We start from the raw sequence: 17,739 nt of genomic DNA, 5'->3' as shown, positions 1-17,739 counted from the left end.
ACCTAAGGTTAGCCGCTGTAGGCCATGGCCAGGCGGTACATGAATGCGGCCATGGCGTCCCGGTTGACCGAGTTCAGCGGACGGTAGCTCGCCTTGCCATTTCCTTCGTCCCAGCCGGTGGAGATCTCCATGGAGGCCAGCCAGGTGATCTCCTTGTAGAACTGGTTGCTGGTGGACACATCCACGAACGGCGACGTGGCCGGGGGAGTGAACGCAGGCTTGCCAGACAGCCGGTAAAGGAAAGCGGCCATGGCATCACGGTTCACCGGTGTCAGCGAGCGGTACGTGAACTGGCCGTTGCCTTCGTCCCAGCCGCCCGAGATGCCGTACGCTGCCAGCCAGTTGATCTCCTTGTAGAACTGCGTTCCGGGAGGAATGTCCGCGAACCAGGAGTATTGCGGCGCGTTGAACGGGGGTTCGCCCACAAACCGGTACATGAACGCTGCCATGGCATCACGGTTGACCGGTGTGACGGGCCGGTAGGTGGTTGTGCCGTTCCCTTCTTTCCACCCGTTGCTGATGCCCTGGCTGGCCAGCCAGTGGATCTCGTCCGCGAACTGCGTAGTGGACAGCACATCCGCGAACGGCACGCCGACTTCGGATCCACCGTTCAGGAAGGCCTGGGCCGTGGCGTAGGTTCCGGCCGGCGGCACTGCGAAGTCGAAGAAGTTGACCGTGCCCAGAAGGTATTCCGGGGAGGCGATCCGGGCGATGCCGATGCCGATGGTGGTGAAGTTGGGATCGCTCAGGATTGCGTTGTGGCCAGGCGATGCGATCCACTGGTCGACCAGCCCGGCTCCCGAGGAGTCCGGACGGCCCGCGATGATTTCGGCTGCCCAGTTCCAGCGGTCTGCCACGCGCGGGTCAGTATGGTAATTCGGGTTGTGCTCGAAAGTGCCGCTGCTGGCCATGTAGTCGGACCAGTCCTCTGCCATTTCCGACACCGTGGCATTGAACGTCACGGGCTGCAGGCTTTTCGAGGCGCGGAAGGCGTTGATGGCGTTGAAGACGTCGACGATCTGTTGGCTGTTCGCCCTGTCGATGGTCCCGCCGGCGACTGCCGCGCCTTCGGTGACAGGACCGCCGTCGGCCGTCAGCGGCGGAGCTGCCGGAAAGTTCGGCAGGCCCTCGGTTCCTGCGGCCGGTTGCTCGGCCGAGGCGGGCGCCGGCGCGATCGCCGGTGTCCCCACCTGCTCAACCTGGGCGGTGTCGGACGTTTCGGTGCCGGCGGCTCCGGGAGCGGCAGAAGCTGCTGTGCCGCCCACAAAGAAGGTGGCCGAAAGCAGCACGGTGCAGGTTAGGGCAGCCGCTGCCTTGCGTGCAGTCCATGGATTCTGCAGCGAACGCAGGCGCGCAGTGAATTGGTGCAATTGATTTCCCCTTAATGTTGGTGAGCATTCTCAGTAAGACCTGGCGATGACGCTTGTTGGTGTGCGGGCTTACGGCCGCCCGAATTTCGTGTTCCAGCGGTACATGAAAGCGGCCATGGCGTCGCGGTTGACGGCGGAGAGGGGGCGGAAGGTAATCCTGCCGTTTCCTTCGTCCCAGCCGGTGGAAATGCCCTGCGCGGCAAGCCAGGTGATTTCCTTGTAGAACTGATTGCTCGTATCCACGTCCACGAAAGGCGAGGCGAGCGGGGGAGTGAAGTCCGGCTCGCCGGCGAGCCGGTACAAAAAGGCAGCCATGGCATCCCGGTTGACGGGCGTTACCGGGCGGTACGTCCGCACGCCGTTGGCTTCCCAGCCTGCGGAAATGCGCTTATCCGCGAGCCAGGTGATTTCCTTGTAGAACTTGGTGCCCCCGGCCATGTCCGCAAACGGAGAGGTGGCAGGGGCATTGAAGGGCGGCTCGCCCAGCAGGCGATACATGAAGGCCGCCATGGCGTCGCGGTTGACCGGAGTAAGGGGCCGGTAGGTAGCATCGCCGTTGCCATCAACCCAGCCGGTGCTGATGCCGCGGCCGGCTAGCCAGTTGATCTCGGCGGCGAACTGGGTTCCCGCGGGGATGTCGGTAAAGCTGCCGGCCGGCTCCGTGGGTGTGACCGGGCCCGGGTCAGCGGGCTGGTCCGGTTTGGCAAAGTAGTACTGCCAGGATGTAGTGCCGCTCAGCTTGTAGCCACTGAGGGCTTCGGCCCGGATGTAGACGGTTGTGTCCCATTCGCTGCTGAAGGTTGATGAACCCCAGATCGAATCATTAACCCAATATTGGACACCTTCCATATAGGGAACGGTGAATTGGCCGGTTTCGCCGTTGAACGTCGGGGCGACGGGGACGATTTCCTTGGGCGGCGGGAGAAACACATGGTCCCAATACGCCGGCCCAAAAACGCGGTATCCCGACTTGGCCACATAGGTAACAACCATGCGACCTTCAGCCGCGTTGTGCGTTCCCGGCAGCGCAGAAACCCCGTTCAGGAGGTAATCCACGCCCTCCATTTCGGGAATAGTAACTGTGTTGAGCGTGTCGTCAAATACCGGGTCCTGTACGTCGACCGTGATTATCTGTGGCGTGTCGATGGAGGGCTTGCCGTCAAAGAAGTCCTGGGCGGTGGTGTACATCCCCACTGGCGGATTCCAAAAGGTAAAGAAATTCACCGTGCCGTATAAGCGGAGGCCACTCGGAGAGCCGTCCCTGATCGTAGAGATCCCCACGCCGATGGTGGTGAGGCCCGGATCGCTCATGATTGCGTTATGCCCCGGCGAGTAGATCCACTGGTCCACTAGGCCCTGACCCGAGAAATCTGACCGGGCCGCAATGATTTCGGCCGCTCCGTTCAGGCGTCCCGCAACCCGGGGGTCGGAGTAAAAATCTGGATTGTGGTAAAACTCGCCCGATGCTGCCAGGTGGTCAGACCAGTCTTCAGCCATTTCCGAAACAGTGGCATTGAAATTCACACGGTTCAGTCCAATTGAAGCCCTGAAGTCATTAATGCCGTTGAAGACGTCGACGATCTGCTCCTGGTTGCTTCTGTCGATCGTTTCTCCGCCGACCAGATCGGCGGCCTGCGCGGCAGGAGTGCCCACGAGCAACGTTGCCGACACCAGGGCAAGGCACGTCAAGGCGCCCACTGCCATTTTTGCGCATCTGGAAATACTTTGGCGCGCAAGGCGCAGGGCGCCGCTAAAGATATGCAATTGTTTCCCCCAAATAGACGTGAGCCGGGGGAAATAATGCAGCGACGAAACGTCCGGTAGCCCCCAGGATTCGCTGGCCCCGGAAGCGCAGCGACATCCAAAGAATGCCATAGTAATTGCGGTCCGACAATCAATACTCATGCCGCCGCGGAAACCGCGATGGTCCGGACCTGAAACACCCGTCCTGGCGGGATCATAGGATGAAGGGGATGACCTCCGCGCAAGCCACCAAAGCCTTCAGCCTTCGCAGCATTGCCGTTCCCGCATTCGGACCGGCGCTGCTGTTCTGCATCGGCGAAGGGGCGGTGCTCCCGGTGGTGGCACTCTCCGCCCGCGACCTCGGCGCGTCCGTCGCCGTGGCTGCCCTGATCGTCACGCTCATCGGCCTGGGCTCCTGGTTCTTCAACCTGCCAGCCTCCCTGATCACACTCAAATTCGGCGAACGCTGGTCCATCGTCGGGGCCGCCGCGGCCGGCGCGCTGGCGCTGACGGCGGCAGGGCTGTCCTCGGTGATTCCCAACGGACTGTGGCTGCTCGCCGTGGCGATGATCGTCGTCGGAATGGCCGCAAGCGTCTTCAGCCTGGCCCGGCAGAAATACCTGACCGAGGCGGTGCCGGTGGCCTTCCGCGCCCGGGCTCTGTCCACGTTGGGCGGCGTCAGCAGGGTCGGCATCTTCATCGGACCGTTCGTGGGCGCCGGCGTGATGCAGTTTGCCGGCATCAGCGGCGCGTACTGGGTGGGTGTCGCCGCCATGGCAGCCGCGGCCGTCCTGTCCATCACCATCCCCGACCTGCCTGCTGTTGCCGGTTCGGGCGGCGCGCACCACGGACCCGAGCCCACCATGCGCGGCATCGCCAGGTCCCACGCCGGCGTATTCCTCACCGTCGGCGCCGGCATCCTGCTGCTCAGCGCACTGCGCGCCTCCCGCCAGGTGGTCATCCCGCTGTGGGCGGACAACCTGGGCATGGACGCCACGCACGCCTCCCTGATCTACGGCCTGTCCGGGGCCATCGACATGCTGGTGTTCTACCCTGCGGGCAAGCTCATGGACCGCAAGGGCCGCCAATGGGTGGCCATCCCGTCCACGGTGATCATGGGCACCGCCCTGATGCTCATCCCGCTGACGGGCACCTTTGTGGGCCTGCTGCTCGCGGCGCTGCTGATCGGGTTCGGCAACGGCATCAGCTCCGGCCTGATCATGACCCTCGGGGCCGACTTCTCCCCGGACCGCGGCCGCGGCCAGTTCCTGGGACTCTGGCGCTTTATTGCCGACGCCGGCGCCACCGGCGGCCCCGTGCTGCTCTCCGGCGTCACCGCGGCAGTCTCACTGGGGGCGGGCGTGTGGGCCACCGGCGTGCTGGGGTTCGCCGCCGCCGTCGTCTTCGCCATCACGATTCCGCGGCTCAAGCACCGGCGGAACTACTAGCTGCAGAGTACGGCGTGCCGGGCTGGCGGCACCGCTGCTCACCCGCCAGACTGCCGGTATGACGATTATCGAAAGTTTGGCGCCGTTCACCGGAAGCTGGCAGGGCCATAACCGGATGCGGCTCATGCCCACCGACGAGTACGAGGAGTCGGTGTCAGCCGCGACCGTCAACGTGACTGCCGGCGCGTTCGTGACCATCGAATACACATGGCAACACGAGGACAAGCCGCAGAACGGCCTGCTGCTCCTGGGCTCCGGACCGGCGTCCGGCGGGGAAGAGGCGGCATTCGACGGGGACGACTCGGGAGACACGACGGCGGCGTCCGACTTAGGGGACGCGGCGGAGCCGGAAGCAGCCGCCGGGACTCAAGGGGCGACGGCGGTCTGGGTGGATTCGTACCACTCCGGTCCGGAATGGCTGACCCTCGACGGGTACATCGACGACGACGGCGTGATCCGGCTGACAGGCTGGTACCCCGCGCCGCCGGGACCGGACTGGGGCTGGCAGATCCACATCCACCCCGGCGACGGCAACGGCGGACGGATCACTATGCTCAACATGGTGCCCGGCCACGATCCGTACCAGGTGGTCGAGGCAACGTACCGCCGGCAGGCCTAGCGCTACCTGGTTGGGGAGGAAGGCGCCTAACCATGCCCTATCTCTGGTGACGCTCTCTCACTTCCTGCCCCTTTTTCTCAAATGCTCTCTCACTTGCACGTTTTTCTGCGACGCTGTCGCCCTATTCCGGCTTGGCGGCCGGCCGGCGGTGAGAGAGCGTTTGGTATTCGGCGGCAGGAAGTGAGAGAGCGTCGCCGAAAAACCGGCAGGAAGTGAGAGAGCGTTGCGGGGCGGGCGTGTGGGGTTAGGCGTCGCGGTGCCGGGGCTTCGCGGCCGCGCCGTACTGTGCCAGGGGAGACAGCAGGGCGCTGCGGAGCTGGGCTGAAAGCTTGGTGGGAACATCAACTTCCGCGGAGATGGCCTGCAGCGTGCGGCTCATATAGTTCCTGGCGGCAGCAGCCAGCGTAATGTCCAGGATTTCCCGGTCAGTGAAGCCGTGGTCCCGCAGCTCGAGCGTGTCCGCGTCGGTCATGGTCACCGCGTCGGTGCTGAGCCGCTCGGCGTACTCCATCATGGCCACCTCCGCCGGGGTCAGTCCCGCGTTGTGGTAGTCACGGGCGATCTGCACCAGCTCGTCCTCGGCGATGGCCCGCAGTGCCTTCAGCCCGTGGGCCAGACGGCAGTGTGCCGAACCGAGTGCCTGCGCGGCGGCCAGCGTGATCAGCTCGTAGCGCCGCACGTCCATGTTCTGCGTGATGGCGCTGATGAGCCCCTCGAACGCCACATACGCCTCCGGGTTCACGGCCAGGTCCTTCGTGTGCTTGGCGACGTAACCGTGGGACCGGAGGTCGTCGTCGTAAATCTTCGCCTTCAGGCCGAACGCCTGGCTTTCGGGAGTGGTGGCGAGTATGGACATGGGGGATCCTTCTTCCGGCTGGGGCCACCCGCGCTGCACGGCGGTGGAGTGCCCTGGCAGCGCCGATGCGGACAAGTGCGATATTCCTCCGCGGCCACCGGCGAGTCAACACACAGCCCGGCGTGTTCGGGAGACAGCTGTACTTGTGCGTAGCGGTCGGGCCACCATGCAGGAGTGGGCCATGAAGAACAGGTAGTGACTACTCGGGCGGTACATAGGCCTGCTGGGCAAGGATGGTCCCTAACCGTTGTCGGTGTGGAATTGGGGGTTTGCCCGCATGCTCGAACTGGACATTGCCTCGAAACCGCAACACCCGCCGTGGGGTCCGCGGCTCAGGGCGCCGTCCCGCAAGCTGGACGTCAGCATCCTGGGCCCGCTGACGATTCGACGGGGAACTGAGACGCTTGGCGCTCATGAACTGGGCGGACCCAAACCGCGCCAGATCCTGGAAATCCTCCTGCTCCACCTCGGCGCCCCCGTGTCCAAGGGCCGGCTGATCGATCTGCTGTGGGAGGGACAGGCCCCTGCCGTGGCGTTGCCGACCCTGGAAAGCCACGTCAGCGTGTTGCGCCGGCACCTCCAACCCGGCACTGGTAAGGCCGGCCCGCTGAAGACCGTGACGGGCGGCTACCTGATGGACCGCGCGCTGGTGAATCTTGACCTGGACCGGTTCGACGTCCTGTTCCGGCTGGCCGCGCAGACGGAACCGCGTCGTGCGCTCAGCTTCCTGACCGAGGCCCTCGCCCTGGCCCCTGCGCCGTTGCTGGGCGGAGAACTCCTTCCCGCATGGGCGGAGGAGGAACGGGCAATGCATGCATCACGCGTCGTGGAAGCCAAGGTCTTGGCTGCTCAGGCTGCATGCTCGCTGGGGGACTCCGAGACAGCCATCGCGTGGGCAACCGCCGCGCTAGAGGACGACGTCCTGGCCGAGCGCGCCTGGACGGTGTTGGTCCTGGGGCTGGAACGGGCTGGGCAGCTGACCGCGGCATTGCGGGCCTTCGACCGCTGCCGGCACGTGATGGACAAGGAAATGGGGTGTGCACCGGGGCCGCTCCTGCGAGCTGCCCACGCACGCCTCCTGAAGTGCACCGCCGCAGCCGACGTGGGAGCGCCTGCGAAGGTACCGGAGATGAAGGTGCTGGAGATTGCGGGGACTACACCCGCCGGACGGCCAGAGTCGGCGGCCGGCGGAAGGCCGGAGTCCGCGGCTGCCGAGCGGCTGGTCCTGACCGTTGGGCACGACGCCCAGTTCGTCGAGCTGCTCGCCGATGCCTTGGACCGCGAACCGGATCTGCGCAGCATCGGCGCAGCAATGACCGTTGAGTCCGGCGTCGCAATGAGGCGCGCCTTGAAGCCCGACGCCGTGATCATGACTTACCGGCTGCCTGACGGAACCGGGCTGGACGCGGCCCGGCAGATGCTCCTGGAATCCCCGGAGACGAGGATCGTGATGCTCACCGCCGAATGCACGCCTGCGGCCCTCTGCGAGGCATCGGCACTCGGAGTGTGCGCCTTCCTTCCCCGGGACGGGCCGCTGGCGCTCATGCTGGACACGCTCCGCAACGTGAAGACGGGAAACATGCTGGTACATCCGTCCATCGTCGCCAGGTTGGGGCAGGGCAGCGCGTAGGGTTTCGGCTGCGCCTCGCCCAACTTGACCGCCTACCTACCCAGCCCCCGCCAGCCGGATCGCCTCGGCAAACGCGGGCAGGCTGCGCTCCACCATCTCCTCGTTGGCGGTGAGCGAGATCCGGAAGAACCCCGGCGTCTCAAACAGGACACCCGGCAGCACAAAGACGTCGCGGATGGCCAGCGATTCAGTGAACGCTTCGTCGTCGGGCACCGGCGAGTTCACAAAGAGATAGAACGAGCCCTCGGGCCGGTGGAGCCGGTACCCCATCCCCGTCAGCTCCTCGTACAGCCGGTCCCGCTTCCGCTGCAGCTGCCCCACGTCGATGGAAAACGTCTCCAGCGCGGGCAGCGCATACTGCATCAGCGCGTTGGGGTAGATCCAGCCCATGGCAACCTGCAGGGCACTCAGGATTTCACGCAGGGCGTCCCGATCCGGCATGGTGGGCGGCAGGGCCAGGTAGCCTATGCGTTGCCCTGGTGCCAGGTGCGTCTTCCCGTAGGAGTAGGCCAGCAGGGTGTTCGGATAGTACTCGGCCGGGCTATGGAAGCGGACGCCGTCATACACAATCCGGTTGTACGCCTCATCGGACAGGAGATAGATCCGGCGTCCGTTCCGCTCCGAAGCCAGTTCCAGCATCGCCGCCAATTTCACCAGCAGCGCGGGCGGGTAGATCCGGCCGGTGGGGTTGTTGGGGCTGTTGACAATCACCACCCTGGTCCGGGGCGTGATGGCGGAGGCGATGGCCATGAGGTCTAGGTCAAACGTCTCCGTGTCGATCAGCACTTTGACCGGAACAAGGCCTGCTTCGGTGATGATCGGCTCATACAGGAACCACGGCGGCAGGCTGTAGATCACCTCGTCGCCAGGGTCGGCCACGGCCTTCAATGCCATAGCGATAGCGGTGAAGCCTCCCGTGGTGAGGTGGATGTCCGCCGGCTCGAACGGCATCTCCAACAGGCGCTGCAGCGACGCGGCCGCGGCCTGCTGAGCCTCCACGCCGTTGGATTTGTAGGCAAACCAGAGTTCGTTCCTGGGTTCCAGCTGGTTCCGCAGCGCCGCGACATATGCCTCTTGCGGCATTTGATGCGGATTGCCGAGGGTGAAGTCGCAGATTCCCGGTTCATGCTGGCGTTGAGCATGCATGCGCAGGAAGGCCTGGAGCCTCAACAACGAAGGAATAGAAGCAACAGCCCTGGCCCGGGCGGGGAAATCCACCCGCGTGGAAAGGTTGGATTCGTAGAGATTGGCCATCAGAGCAGCCCCCTGTTTTGAGCAGCATGGAAGTCAGCTCGCTGCTGAGCCAGTGGAGGCTGTTGTGCGATTTATTCTGGCCTTCGCGGGCGGCAATGTAAATGGGAGATGCCTTCGCGGCCCGGCCCCCCTTCACACGGCCTTGCCGCGCCATGCCTGCCCCATCCCCGCCGGGCCGGCCAGACCCAGGAGTATCGTTTGCTTCAGAGTCTAGGAGGCGAAGATGCAGCCCACCAAGCGCACCCCGCCCGTTTCAGGTTCTTCGGTGAAGGTTGTGGACACCACAGCTGCGATCACCGACCCCGCCTGGTTCACAAAGGCGTACGACGCCGGGATCCGGCTGTACGTGATGCACTCCACCGCCTGGGGTACTTGTGATCCCTGGTACCGGACCCAGGCCCAGCTCAAGATGGCGCTCGATGCCGGCCTGAAAATCGCCGTTTACACGCGGGACGCCTCCTGCTGGCAGGGAGGCATCAACGCGGCCGGACCGTACGCCTCGCAGCTGCAGTTCTTCGCCCTCGACGTTGAGCCGGGCAGCTCTCCGGTGACCCGGGAAATGGTGGACGGCGTCCGCAGCATGGGCGTGCGGCCCGTGATCTACAGCGGCAGCGGCATGTGGCCGGGACTCATGAGCAACAGCACCGCCTTCTCCGACGTCCCGCTCTGGGATACGAATACCAGCAACCTCAACTACTCCACCTGGACGGCCGACTACCTCGCGCCCGCCCCGGTCCAGTACGGCGGCTGGAACACATCCGCCACCATGCGGATCGGCATCCAGCAGAAGTTCGAGCACAGCCTCAACGGCGTGCCGGTGGACTTGAACTCCTTCAACGCCTCGTTCCTGAAGTAGGCGCCAGTCGGGCCGTCAGCGGGTGCCGGCCGCCCGCCGTCGTGCGGCAAAAGCGAACAGGGCGGTGGTTGCCACCGTCGCGAGGTATCCGGCCACCACGATCAGCGAGATGCCGCCCCAGAAATAGCTGTTGGCACTGCCGCCCTGGCCGGGAATGTACCGGGTGAGCAAATACGCGGCGGCCGCCGCGAACACCAGGCAGATCAGGGACGGCAGCCGGATCCACCAGCGTGAGGACGCCCAGTGTCCGCCGAAGCCGTCCCACACGTTCCATGAGTTGCCCGTGCGGATGATCATCCACCCGGCCGGGATGGCGAACGCGCCCACCAGCAGGAAGGCCGCCACGACGTCGGCCGGGCGGTGCCACTGGTTCACCACCGTGGAAATCCCGGACACGATGGCGAAGCTGCCGCCCACAAAGCCCGCGAACGGCCGCCAGCGCGGCGACGCCATAAGGAACACGGCGGCCGCAGCGGACGCTGCCAGCGTGGTGTGCCCGGACGGCAGTGAATTCAGCTCGAGCGTTTCCACTCCGCGGAACGGCCGGGCCGGCAGCAGTTCCTTCAATACCTGGGTGGCGATGTTCGCGCCGATGCACGCGGCCACGGCAATGCCTGCGGCCCGCCAGCGTTTCCGGATCACCGTGACAAAGAGGACGACGACGGCGGCCATCACCAGCGAGATGGTGGGCAGCCAGTCCAGGAACCTGGTGGCGGCCTTCCCGGCGGGTCCGTGGATGGCCACGGCCTCCACGAGCGCGGATTCGTCGATGTACTGTCCCGTGGTGGTCTGCACGAAGAAGTAGTACGTGGCGGTCAGCCCGGCTACACAGGCCAGTGTTGCGAGGAGGCACAGCGCAGCCAGGCGCTTTGCGCCACGCACCTGCCCGGCGGGCCGCCGTCGTCGGGAATCTTTAAGGTGAGAGCTCATCACCTTCAGCGTCCCACAAAATGCTGGGAGCCGTCTGAGGAGTGACCGCGCAGGGCCCTGCGCTGCGGCCTGCGGTGCCGACGCTGCGGGGCCAGGGACCCCGTATCGCCGGCAACCACTGGCTGCGATGGCGCGCCAAAACAGGTAGCAAATACTCGTGCTGGGCGTCGGCGATTTTCCTACGCTAGGCATACCGGCCGCCAGCCGATCAGCACTAAGCCGACGACCGCAGCGGATGCCAATGCCCGGAACGACGGTGACACGCAGGGCATTGGCATCCGCAAAACCACCGCATTTGCGTGCCCTATGTGCGTGCCCCAATTGGCGGCCCTAATCCGCGTGCCGCGGGTGTCCGATTACCCGTTGACACCCCCATGACGGCGGCGCTAGCTTGAACGTATTGCGGGCCTGAACACAGCGGCCGCAAGATCACCGCATCACAACTGGTCTCGTCGCCTAGCTGGCATTTGATGTTTACCAACATTGGCAGGTCAGGCCCGTATGCGACCCCTCCTGCCATCTTCAGGAGTGCTGCCATGAACCGAAAAATGAGGTATCTGTGTCTGCCCGCCACCCTTGCGCTGGCATTGCTTACGGGAATTTCCGCTCCGGCATCCGCCGGGTCTGACGGCGGCGGAGGGGCCGCAGGGCCGTGGCCCCCGCAGGACACCGACGGAAAGTACGTCTCCGTGCCTGACGCGTACTACGACCCCTACGAGTTCCAGGCCTGCGACACCACCATCAAGGTGGAGGCCGGCGACGAGCGCGAGGTGAAGTACAAGGGCGAGAAGAAGGACAACGGGACCCTGGTGATCAAGTTCCGCGGCGACGCCACCGTTGACCTGACCCGCGTCTCCGACGGTGCGACCATCGACGAGCTGGACGTATCCGGTCCGTTCACCCAGAGGCTCGCAGCAGACGGCCTGAGCGCCCACCTCTCGGCACGGGGTCCCAGCCTGGTGTTTGCCGTGGGAGCCGCTGACGAGAAGGCTTTTGAGGACGCAGGACTGCCGAAGGCTTTCTACTTCGAACGCGGACGGCTGGCTGGGAACGTTGTCTATGCCTCCGTTGACCAGATGGAGATCGTCTCCGGTGAGATCACGCACAACAGCATCCGGCACGCGAAGGACCTCTGCAAGCTGCTGGACCGCGCCAAGGATGACGACCACAAGCACCGGTAACTCCGTGTTTGGTTAGGGGTGCTTGCACCCTTCCAACCGGCGGCCATCACGCCCTTTTCGCGGCGCGTGATGGCCGCTTTCCTGAGTACATCTGCGCCGCCAAAACGAGTAGCGGGTACTCATGCGGCGGCGGCCCGGGATCCCTAGGATTTTATCAACGGTCCGGTTTTACACGGACCGCCCCGCAGCAGATCCGGCGGGTAACCGCAGGGAATGTGTACGCCCGGGGCTCCTTGAGCTGGGCCGGCGGCGACGAGTCTCATAAACGTGAAGCTCGCCCCCAGTCGCCGTCGGCCCTACCAAGGGACTCCTGGGCATTTCCCTTTCTGCAGCGGGGTTTTTTGTGCGGGCCCGTTGTCAGGGGTGGCCGGTAGAGTGAAAACCATGCCCGCCGACGCACCCAGCCACCCCCTTCCTTCCCTGGACCGGCTTTTGGCGTCCGCCCATGTGGTGAGCCTGCCCATGCGCGTGACGTTCCGCGGCATCACCCAGCGCGAGGCCCTGCTGTTGGAAGGGCCGCTGGGGTGGGGCGAGTTCTGCCCCTTCCCCGAATACGGCGACGCCGAAGCCTCCCGCTGGCTCGCCTCCGCCGTCGAGGCCGGCTGGCAGGGATTTCCCACGCCGCTGCGGTCCGTGATTCCGGTGAACGCCACCGTGCCGGCCGTCTCCGCGGACCGTGTGCCCGAGGTGCTGGCCCGCTTCGGCCGCGTGGACGCCGTCAAGATCAAGGTGGCGGAACGCGGCCAGACGCTCGACGACGACGCCGCCCGGGTCGCCGCCGTCCGCAGCGCCCTGCCGGACGCAGCCATCAGGGTGGATGCGAACGGAGGGTGGGACGTGCCCACGGCCGTTGCGGCACTGACCCGGCTGTCCGCCGTCGGGCTTGAATACGCCGAGCAGCCAGTGCCGTCGATTGAGGGACTCGCCGAGGTGCGCCGGCAGCTGCGGGCAGCCGGCATCCCCGTGCTGATCGCCGCGGACGAAAGCGTGCGCAAGGAGGAGGATCCCCTGCGTGTGGCTCGGGCGGGCGCGGCGGACCTCATTGTGGTCAAGGTGGCGCCGCTCGGGGGAGTGCGGCGCGCGTTGGACATCGTGGCGCAGGCCGGGCTGCCTGCCGTCGTGAGCTCTGCGCTGGACACCTCGGTGGGGATCCGCGCCGGGCTGGCCTTGGCGGCTTCCTTGCCGGAGCTGCCGTACGCGTGCGGGCTGGGAACGGTGTCCCTGCTCGCGGCCGACGTCACGCGGGATTCCCTCGTGGCCGACGACGGCGCCATCCGCCTCCGCGACGTCACGGCCGACGCCGGCCTGCTCGAGGAGTTCGCCGCCCCCGCCGACCGCCGGGACTGGTGGCTGGACCGCCTCCGCCGCGTGCACGCGTCGCTGGCCGCCCGCTAACCCAACAACCGAACGCTCTCTCACTTCCTGTGGGTTTTCCCGGGACGCTCTCTCACCTTTCGTAGGTCACTGCCGGTTCACCGGGTCTTCATCTGGTTGTCGGCTCCCGGTTGGAACCGACTGACAGGGTGGGCGGGACCTCATCGGATTCCTTGGAAGGCCCCCCATGTCTGAAACGACCGGACGCAAGTTTGCCCTGCTCCCCATGCTCGGCCACACCAAAGGCAAGCGCAGCCCCGTCACCTGCGCGCTGAAGTGCGACAACGCCTGCTCGGGCGAAGTCTGCAACACCAGCTCGAACAGCTACTTCCGCGACATCGCCTCGGCCACCATGTCCCGCCGCGCCGCCCTCGGCTTCGGCGCCGCCGGCGCCCTCGCCGTCGTGCTGGGCAGTGCCGCAACGTCCGCCGGAACGGCAGTGGCCGACGGCGGCACCGGCCTCGCCGCCGCAGCAAAGGACGGCTTCGGCAAGTCCAAGCTGCAGTTCACCGCGATCGCTCCGGTGGATGCCGCCGTCGACGCCGTCACAGTCCCTGAAGGTTTCACCTGGCAGCCGATCATCCGCTGGGGTGACCCGATGTTCAACGGAACCCCTGAGTTCGACCTCAACAACCAGACGGCCGCCGCGCAGGAAAAGCAGTTCGGCTACAACTGCGACTACACGGACATCCTGGAAATCCCCGGCACCAAGGGCCGCCGCGCCGTGCTGTTCGCGAACCACGAATACACCAACGACGCCATCATGTTCCCGTCCACCATGCCGGCAGCCGACGTGCGCGCTGTGGGGGCAGCCGCGCACGGCCTGTCCGTGGTGGAGCTTGAGCGCAAGAACAAGAACCAGCCCTGGACCTACGTTAAGGGCGCGGAACTGAACCGCCGCTACCTGAACAGCACGGTCTACGAGCTCACCGGCCCCGCGGCGGGCTCCCCCCTGGTCAAGACTAAGGACGATAGCGCCGGCCGTTGGATCAAGGGCACCCTCGGCAACTGCGCCGGCGGCACCACGCCGTGGGGCACCATCCTCTCCGGCGAGGAGAACTTCCAAGGCTACTTCGCGGCGCCCGGCACCACCGCCGAGGACAAGCGCTACGGCCTGACGTCGTCGGCCACGGCGCGCAAGTGGGAACTGGACGAGAAGCGCTGGGACACCCGCAACGCCGGTTACGCGAATGAGGCCAACCGCTTCGGCTGGATCGTGGAAGTGGACCCGTTCGACCCCACGTCCACGCCGAAGAAGCACTCCTCGCTGGGCCGTTTTAAGCACGAAGGCGCCAACGTGATCGTGGCCGAGTCCGGTCACGTGGTGGCCTACTCCGGCGACGATGAGCGCTTCGACTACCTCTACAAGTTTGTCTCCAAGGACAAGTACCGTGAGGGCGACCGCAAGCACAACATGACGCTGCTGTCCGCCGGCAACCTGTACGTGGCCAAATTCACCGGCAACTCGCCGGCGGCTGAGATCACCGGCACCGGCGCGGTACCGGCCGACGGCGCCTTCGACGGCACCGGCGAGTGGCTGCCACTGGTGGTAAACGGGGTCTCGGCCGTGGACGGCATGTCCGTCGAAGAGGTCCTGGTCTACACCCGGCTGGCCGCGGACAAGGTGGGCCCCACCAAGATGGACCGCGCCGAGGACGTCGAGCCAAGCCTGCACACCGGCAAGGTCTACGTCGCCTGCACCAACAACTCGGACCGCGGCAAGGCCGGCAAGGAAGGCGCCAACGAGGTTAACCCGCGCAATCAGAACCGTGACGGGCACATTGTGGAGATCACCGAGACCGGGGACCAGACGTCCACCCAGTTCACCTGGAACCTGCTGATGGTCTGCGGCGATCCTGCCCAGGGCGACGTCACCTACTTCTCCGGCTTCCCGGTTAACAAGGTCTCGCCGATCTCCTGCCCGGACAACCTCGCATTCGACTCCGTGGGCAACCTCTGGATCTCCACCGACGGCGCCCCCTCCGGCATCGGCAAGGCTGACGGCCTGTTCAAGGTCACCCTGGACGGCGCCGAGCGCGGCAAGGTGGAACAGTTCCTGGCCGTGCCGCGCGACGCCGAAACCTGCGGACCGATCATCCACGACGACGAGCGCACCGTGTTCGTGGCCGTGCAGCACCCGGGGGAGGAAGGCACGTTCGACGCGCCCAACTCGTACTTCCCGGACTACGTTCCGGCAGGCACGACGCCGGCGCGTGGCCAGGCCCGCGCCCCGCGCCCGTCGGTGGTCCAGGTCTTCCGCGGCTAAAGGCCCGACGCTCTCCCACTTTTCGTGGGCTTCTTGGTGACGCTCTCTCACTTTTCTGGCCGCGCGGCCGGGAGGTGAGAGAGCGTCGCCTTTTTGGCGGCAGGTAGTGAGAGAGCGTCCCGGATTTAACCGCGGGAAGTGAGAGAGCGTCGGAAGGGGCCCGGCCTGATAATTTGAGCATGTGAATAATCCGGCTGAGATGGTTGTCCCCAGAGTCCAGGCAGCTATTGCCCAAGCGTTCGGCGAGGAGTTCCGGGACACGGACCCGGTGGTCCGGCCGTCGCAGTTCGCGGACATCCAGGTCAACGCCGCCATGGCGCTGGCCAAAAAGGTCGGCCTGCCGCCCCGGGACGCTGCGACACGCATTGTTGAGGCACTGGAGCTCGACGGCATGTGCACCGGCGTCGAAATTTCCGGCCCCGGATTCATCAACCTAACCTTCGACGGCACCTGGATTGAGGAGCTACTCAACGCCCAGGCGTCCCGGCCGCAGGGCGGGCCGGCGGCGCACGCCCAGCGCGTCGTCGTCGACTATTCCTCCCCAAACGTTGCGAAGGAAATGCACGTGGGGCACCTCCGCACCACCGTGGTGGGGGACAGCCTGGTCCGCGTCCTCGAAGCGCTGGGCCACACGGTGATCCGGCAGAACCACATCGGCGACTGGGGCACGCCGTTCGGCATGCTGATTGAGCACTGGCTGGAGATCGGGGAGGATTCGCCCGAGGCGGCGCTGCTGGTGGAGGACCCCAGTGCGTTCTATCAGGCAGCGCGGGCAAAGTTCGACGCGTCCGATTCCGGCCCGGACAGCTTCGCGACGCGTGCCCGGCTCCGTGTGGTGTCACTCCAGTCGGCCCACGAGGAGACACTAGAGGTCTGGCAGCGGCTGGTGGACCACTCGAAGGTGTACTTCAACGCCATCTACTCCACGCTGGGAGTCAGCCTCCAGGACGACCACATCGCGGGTGAAAGCTCGTATGACGCCCATTTAGCACAGCTGTGCCAGGAACTGGAGGAGCGTGGCCTGGCCCGCGTCAGCGAGGGGGCGCTGTGCACCTTCCCGGCCGGGTTTACGGGCAGGGACGGCGAGCCGCTGCCGCTCATTATCCGCAAGTCCGACGGCGGGTACGGGTACGCAACGACGGACCTCGCCACCATCCGGTACCGGGTCCAGGAACTCCACGCCGACCGCATCCTCTACGTGGTGGGCGCGCCGCAGAACGTCCACCTGCGGATGGTCATGGAGACGGCGCGCGAGGCCGGCTGGCTGCCTAACGCGGTCGAGGCCACCCACGTGCAGATCGGCAACGTACTGGGCGAAGACGGCAAGATCCTGAAATCCCGTTCCGGCACCCCGGTGAAGCTCATGGCCCTGCTGGACGAAGCGGTGGACCGTGCCCGCGCCGTGGTGGACTCGAGCCGCCCGGATCTCTCGGAGGAGGTGCGTGCCGTGACCGCCCGGCAGGTGGGCATCGGAGCCGTGAAGTACGCCGACCTCTCCGTGGGTCACGATACCGAGTATGTATTCGACTTCGACCGCATGCTGGCACTCAGCGGCAATACCGGCCCCTACGTGCAGTACGCCGCCGCGCGGATCCGCTCCATCGTGCGAAAGGCCGGCGAGGCTGTGGCCGCGGGCGGGGCGGTGTCTGCCGGTGGGGCGGCTGGCGAGCCGACGGCGGGCGCGGGCGGGGCGGTGTCTGCCGGTGGGGCGGTGTCTGTCGGCGGGGCGGCCGGCGAGCCGACGGCGGCCGCGACGATCGCCGTCGTCGAACCCGCCGAGCGTGCCCTGGCCCTGCACCTGCTCGAATATGGGGCGACCCTCCGAAAGGTGGGGGAACTGCTCGAGCCGCACCGGCTGTGTGCGTACCTGTTCGAGCTCTCCCAGCTGTTCACGTCCTTCTACGACCAGTGCCCTGTGCTAAAGGCCGAAGAGTCCGTCTGTGAGTCGCGGCTTGCCCTGTGCGCACTGGTCCTCCACAGGCTCTCCGAGGGGCTCGACCTGCTGGGCATCGAAACCCCGGAGAGCATGTAGCCCTCAGGAACGCTCTCTCACTTACTGCCGGTTTTTCCCAAACGCTCTCTCACTTACTGCCGGAGCCCTCAGCCGATCTGCTCCGCAAGCATAACGATGATCCTTCCGGGCGGCGGACGTAGCAGAGTCGGTAACTGTCCTCGTAGCGCCCCCTCGCCAAGGAGCTCCTGCGGCGGCTTT

The 17,739-nt window shown here is 65.9% G+C and carries 13 protein-coding genes; 8 read left to right on the top strand and 5 right to left on the bottom strand.

What is annotated here, in order from left to right; all coding sequences use genetic code 11:
* Window positions 1–8: 8 nt before the first annotated feature.
* Together J2S97_RS24175 and J2S97_RS20540 are read right to left on the bottom strand one after the other, a co-directional pair.
* Window positions 9–1,370 carry a CAP domain-containing protein gene (locus tag J2S97_RS24175; protein WP_307051791.1) on the bottom strand — a complete coding sequence of 454 codons (1,362 nt, stop codon included), beginning with the start codon at window positions 1,368–1,370 and terminating at the stop codon, window positions 9–11.
* A gap of 69 nt (window positions 1,371–1,439) precedes the next feature.
* Complete coding sequence (locus J2S97_RS20540) at window positions 1,440–3,245, bottom strand: CAP domain-containing protein (protein WP_307051790.1); 1,806 nt, start codon at window positions 3,243–3,245, stop codon at window positions 1,440–1,442.
* A gap of 98 nt (window positions 3,246–3,343) precedes the next feature.
* Between J2S97_RS20540 and J2S97_RS20535 the strand changes: the two genes are divergently transcribed.
* Both J2S97_RS20535 and J2S97_RS20530 read left to right on the top strand, forming a co-directional pair.
* Window positions 3,344–4,561, top strand: coding sequence for an MFS transporter (locus J2S97_RS20535; protein ID WP_307051789.1), 1,218 nt, complete (start codon window positions 3,344–3,346; stop codon window positions 4,559–4,561).
* Between the two features lie 58 nt (window positions 4,562–4,619).
* On the top strand, window positions 4,620–5,180 hold the full coding sequence (locus J2S97_RS20530; protein WP_307051788.1) for a DUF1579 domain-containing protein: 561 nt from the start codon (window positions 4,620–4,622) through the stop codon (window positions 5,178–5,180).
* Between the two features lie 244 nt (window positions 5,181–5,424).
* On the opposite strand, the gene J2S97_RS20525 is transcribed toward J2S97_RS20530, so the two are convergent.
* Window positions 5,425–6,036, bottom strand: coding sequence for a carboxymuconolactone decarboxylase family protein (locus J2S97_RS20525; RefSeq protein WP_307051787.1), 612 nt, complete (start codon window positions 6,034–6,036; stop codon window positions 5,425–5,427).
* A 277-nt stretch (window positions 6,037–6,313) separates the two neighbouring features.
* On the opposite strand from J2S97_RS20525, the gene J2S97_RS20520 reads away from it, so the two are divergent.
* Window positions 6,314–7,666, top strand: coding sequence for a BTAD domain-containing putative transcriptional regulator (locus tag J2S97_RS20520; RefSeq protein WP_307051786.1), 1,353 nt, complete (start codon window positions 6,314–6,316; stop codon window positions 7,664–7,666).
* A gap of 36 nt (window positions 7,667–7,702) precedes the next feature.
* Here the strand turns inward: J2S97_RS20520 and J2S97_RS20515 are convergent, their stop codons facing one another.
* Window positions 7,703–8,920, bottom strand: coding sequence for an aminotransferase class I/II-fold pyridoxal phosphate-dependent enzyme (locus J2S97_RS20515; RefSeq protein ID WP_307051785.1), 1,218 nt, complete (start codon window positions 8,918–8,920; stop codon window positions 7,703–7,705).
* Window positions 8,921–9,143: 223 nt separating this feature from the next.
* On the opposite strand from J2S97_RS20515, the gene J2S97_RS20510 reads away from it, so the two are divergent.
* Window positions 9,144–9,776 (top strand): hypothetical protein, encoded by a 633-nt coding sequence (locus tag J2S97_RS20510; protein WP_307051784.1) that lies wholly within the window; start codon window positions 9,144–9,146, stop codon window positions 9,774–9,776.
* 15 nt (window positions 9,777–9,791) lie between these two features.
* Here J2S97_RS20510 and J2S97_RS20505 read toward each other — a convergent pair whose 3' ends face one another.
* Entirely contained in the window at window positions 9,792–10,706 is a 915-nt protein-coding gene (locus J2S97_RS20505) for a phosphatase PAP2 family protein (protein WP_307051783.1), read from the bottom strand.
* 536 nt (window positions 10,707–11,242) lie between these two features.
* Between J2S97_RS20505 and J2S97_RS20500 the strand changes: the two genes are divergently transcribed.
* The 4 genes from J2S97_RS20500 to argS all read left to right on the top strand — a co-directional run bounded on the left by J2S97_RS20500 (window position 11,243) and on the right by argS (window position 17,559).
* Window positions 11,243–11,887: a hypothetical protein gene (locus tag J2S97_RS20500; RefSeq protein ID WP_307051782.1), complete on the top strand. Its 645-nt coding sequence runs from the start codon at window positions 11,243–11,245 to the stop codon at window positions 11,885–11,887.
* A 384-nt stretch (window positions 11,888–12,271) separates the two neighbouring features.
* Window positions 12,272–13,282 (top strand): o-succinylbenzoate synthase, encoded by a 1,011-nt coding sequence (locus J2S97_RS20495; RefSeq protein ID WP_307051781.1) that lies wholly within the window; start codon window positions 12,272–12,274, stop codon window positions 13,280–13,282.
* A gap of 166 nt (window positions 13,283–13,448) precedes the next feature.
* Window positions 13,449–15,527: a PhoX family protein gene (locus J2S97_RS20490; RefSeq protein ID WP_307051780.1), complete on the top strand. Its 2,079-nt coding sequence runs from the start codon at window positions 13,449–13,451 to the stop codon at window positions 15,525–15,527.
* Between the two features lie 199 nt (window positions 15,528–15,726).
* Window positions 15,727–17,559 (top strand): arginine--tRNA ligase, encoded by a 1,833-nt coding sequence (argS, locus tag J2S97_RS20485; RefSeq protein ID WP_307051779.1) that lies wholly within the window; start codon window positions 15,727–15,729, stop codon window positions 17,557–17,559.
* The last annotated feature ends 180 nt before the right edge of the window (window positions 17,560–17,739 follow it).

It is taken from the genome of Arthrobacter oryzae, assembly GCF_030812315.1.
Taxonomy (GTDB): Bacteria; Actinomycetota; Actinomycetes; order Actinomycetales; family Micrococcaceae; genus Arthrobacter; species Arthrobacter oryzae_B.
The sequence above is the reverse complement of the archived record's forward strand: the minus strand, read 5'-3'. Positions and strand labels throughout refer to the sequence as shown.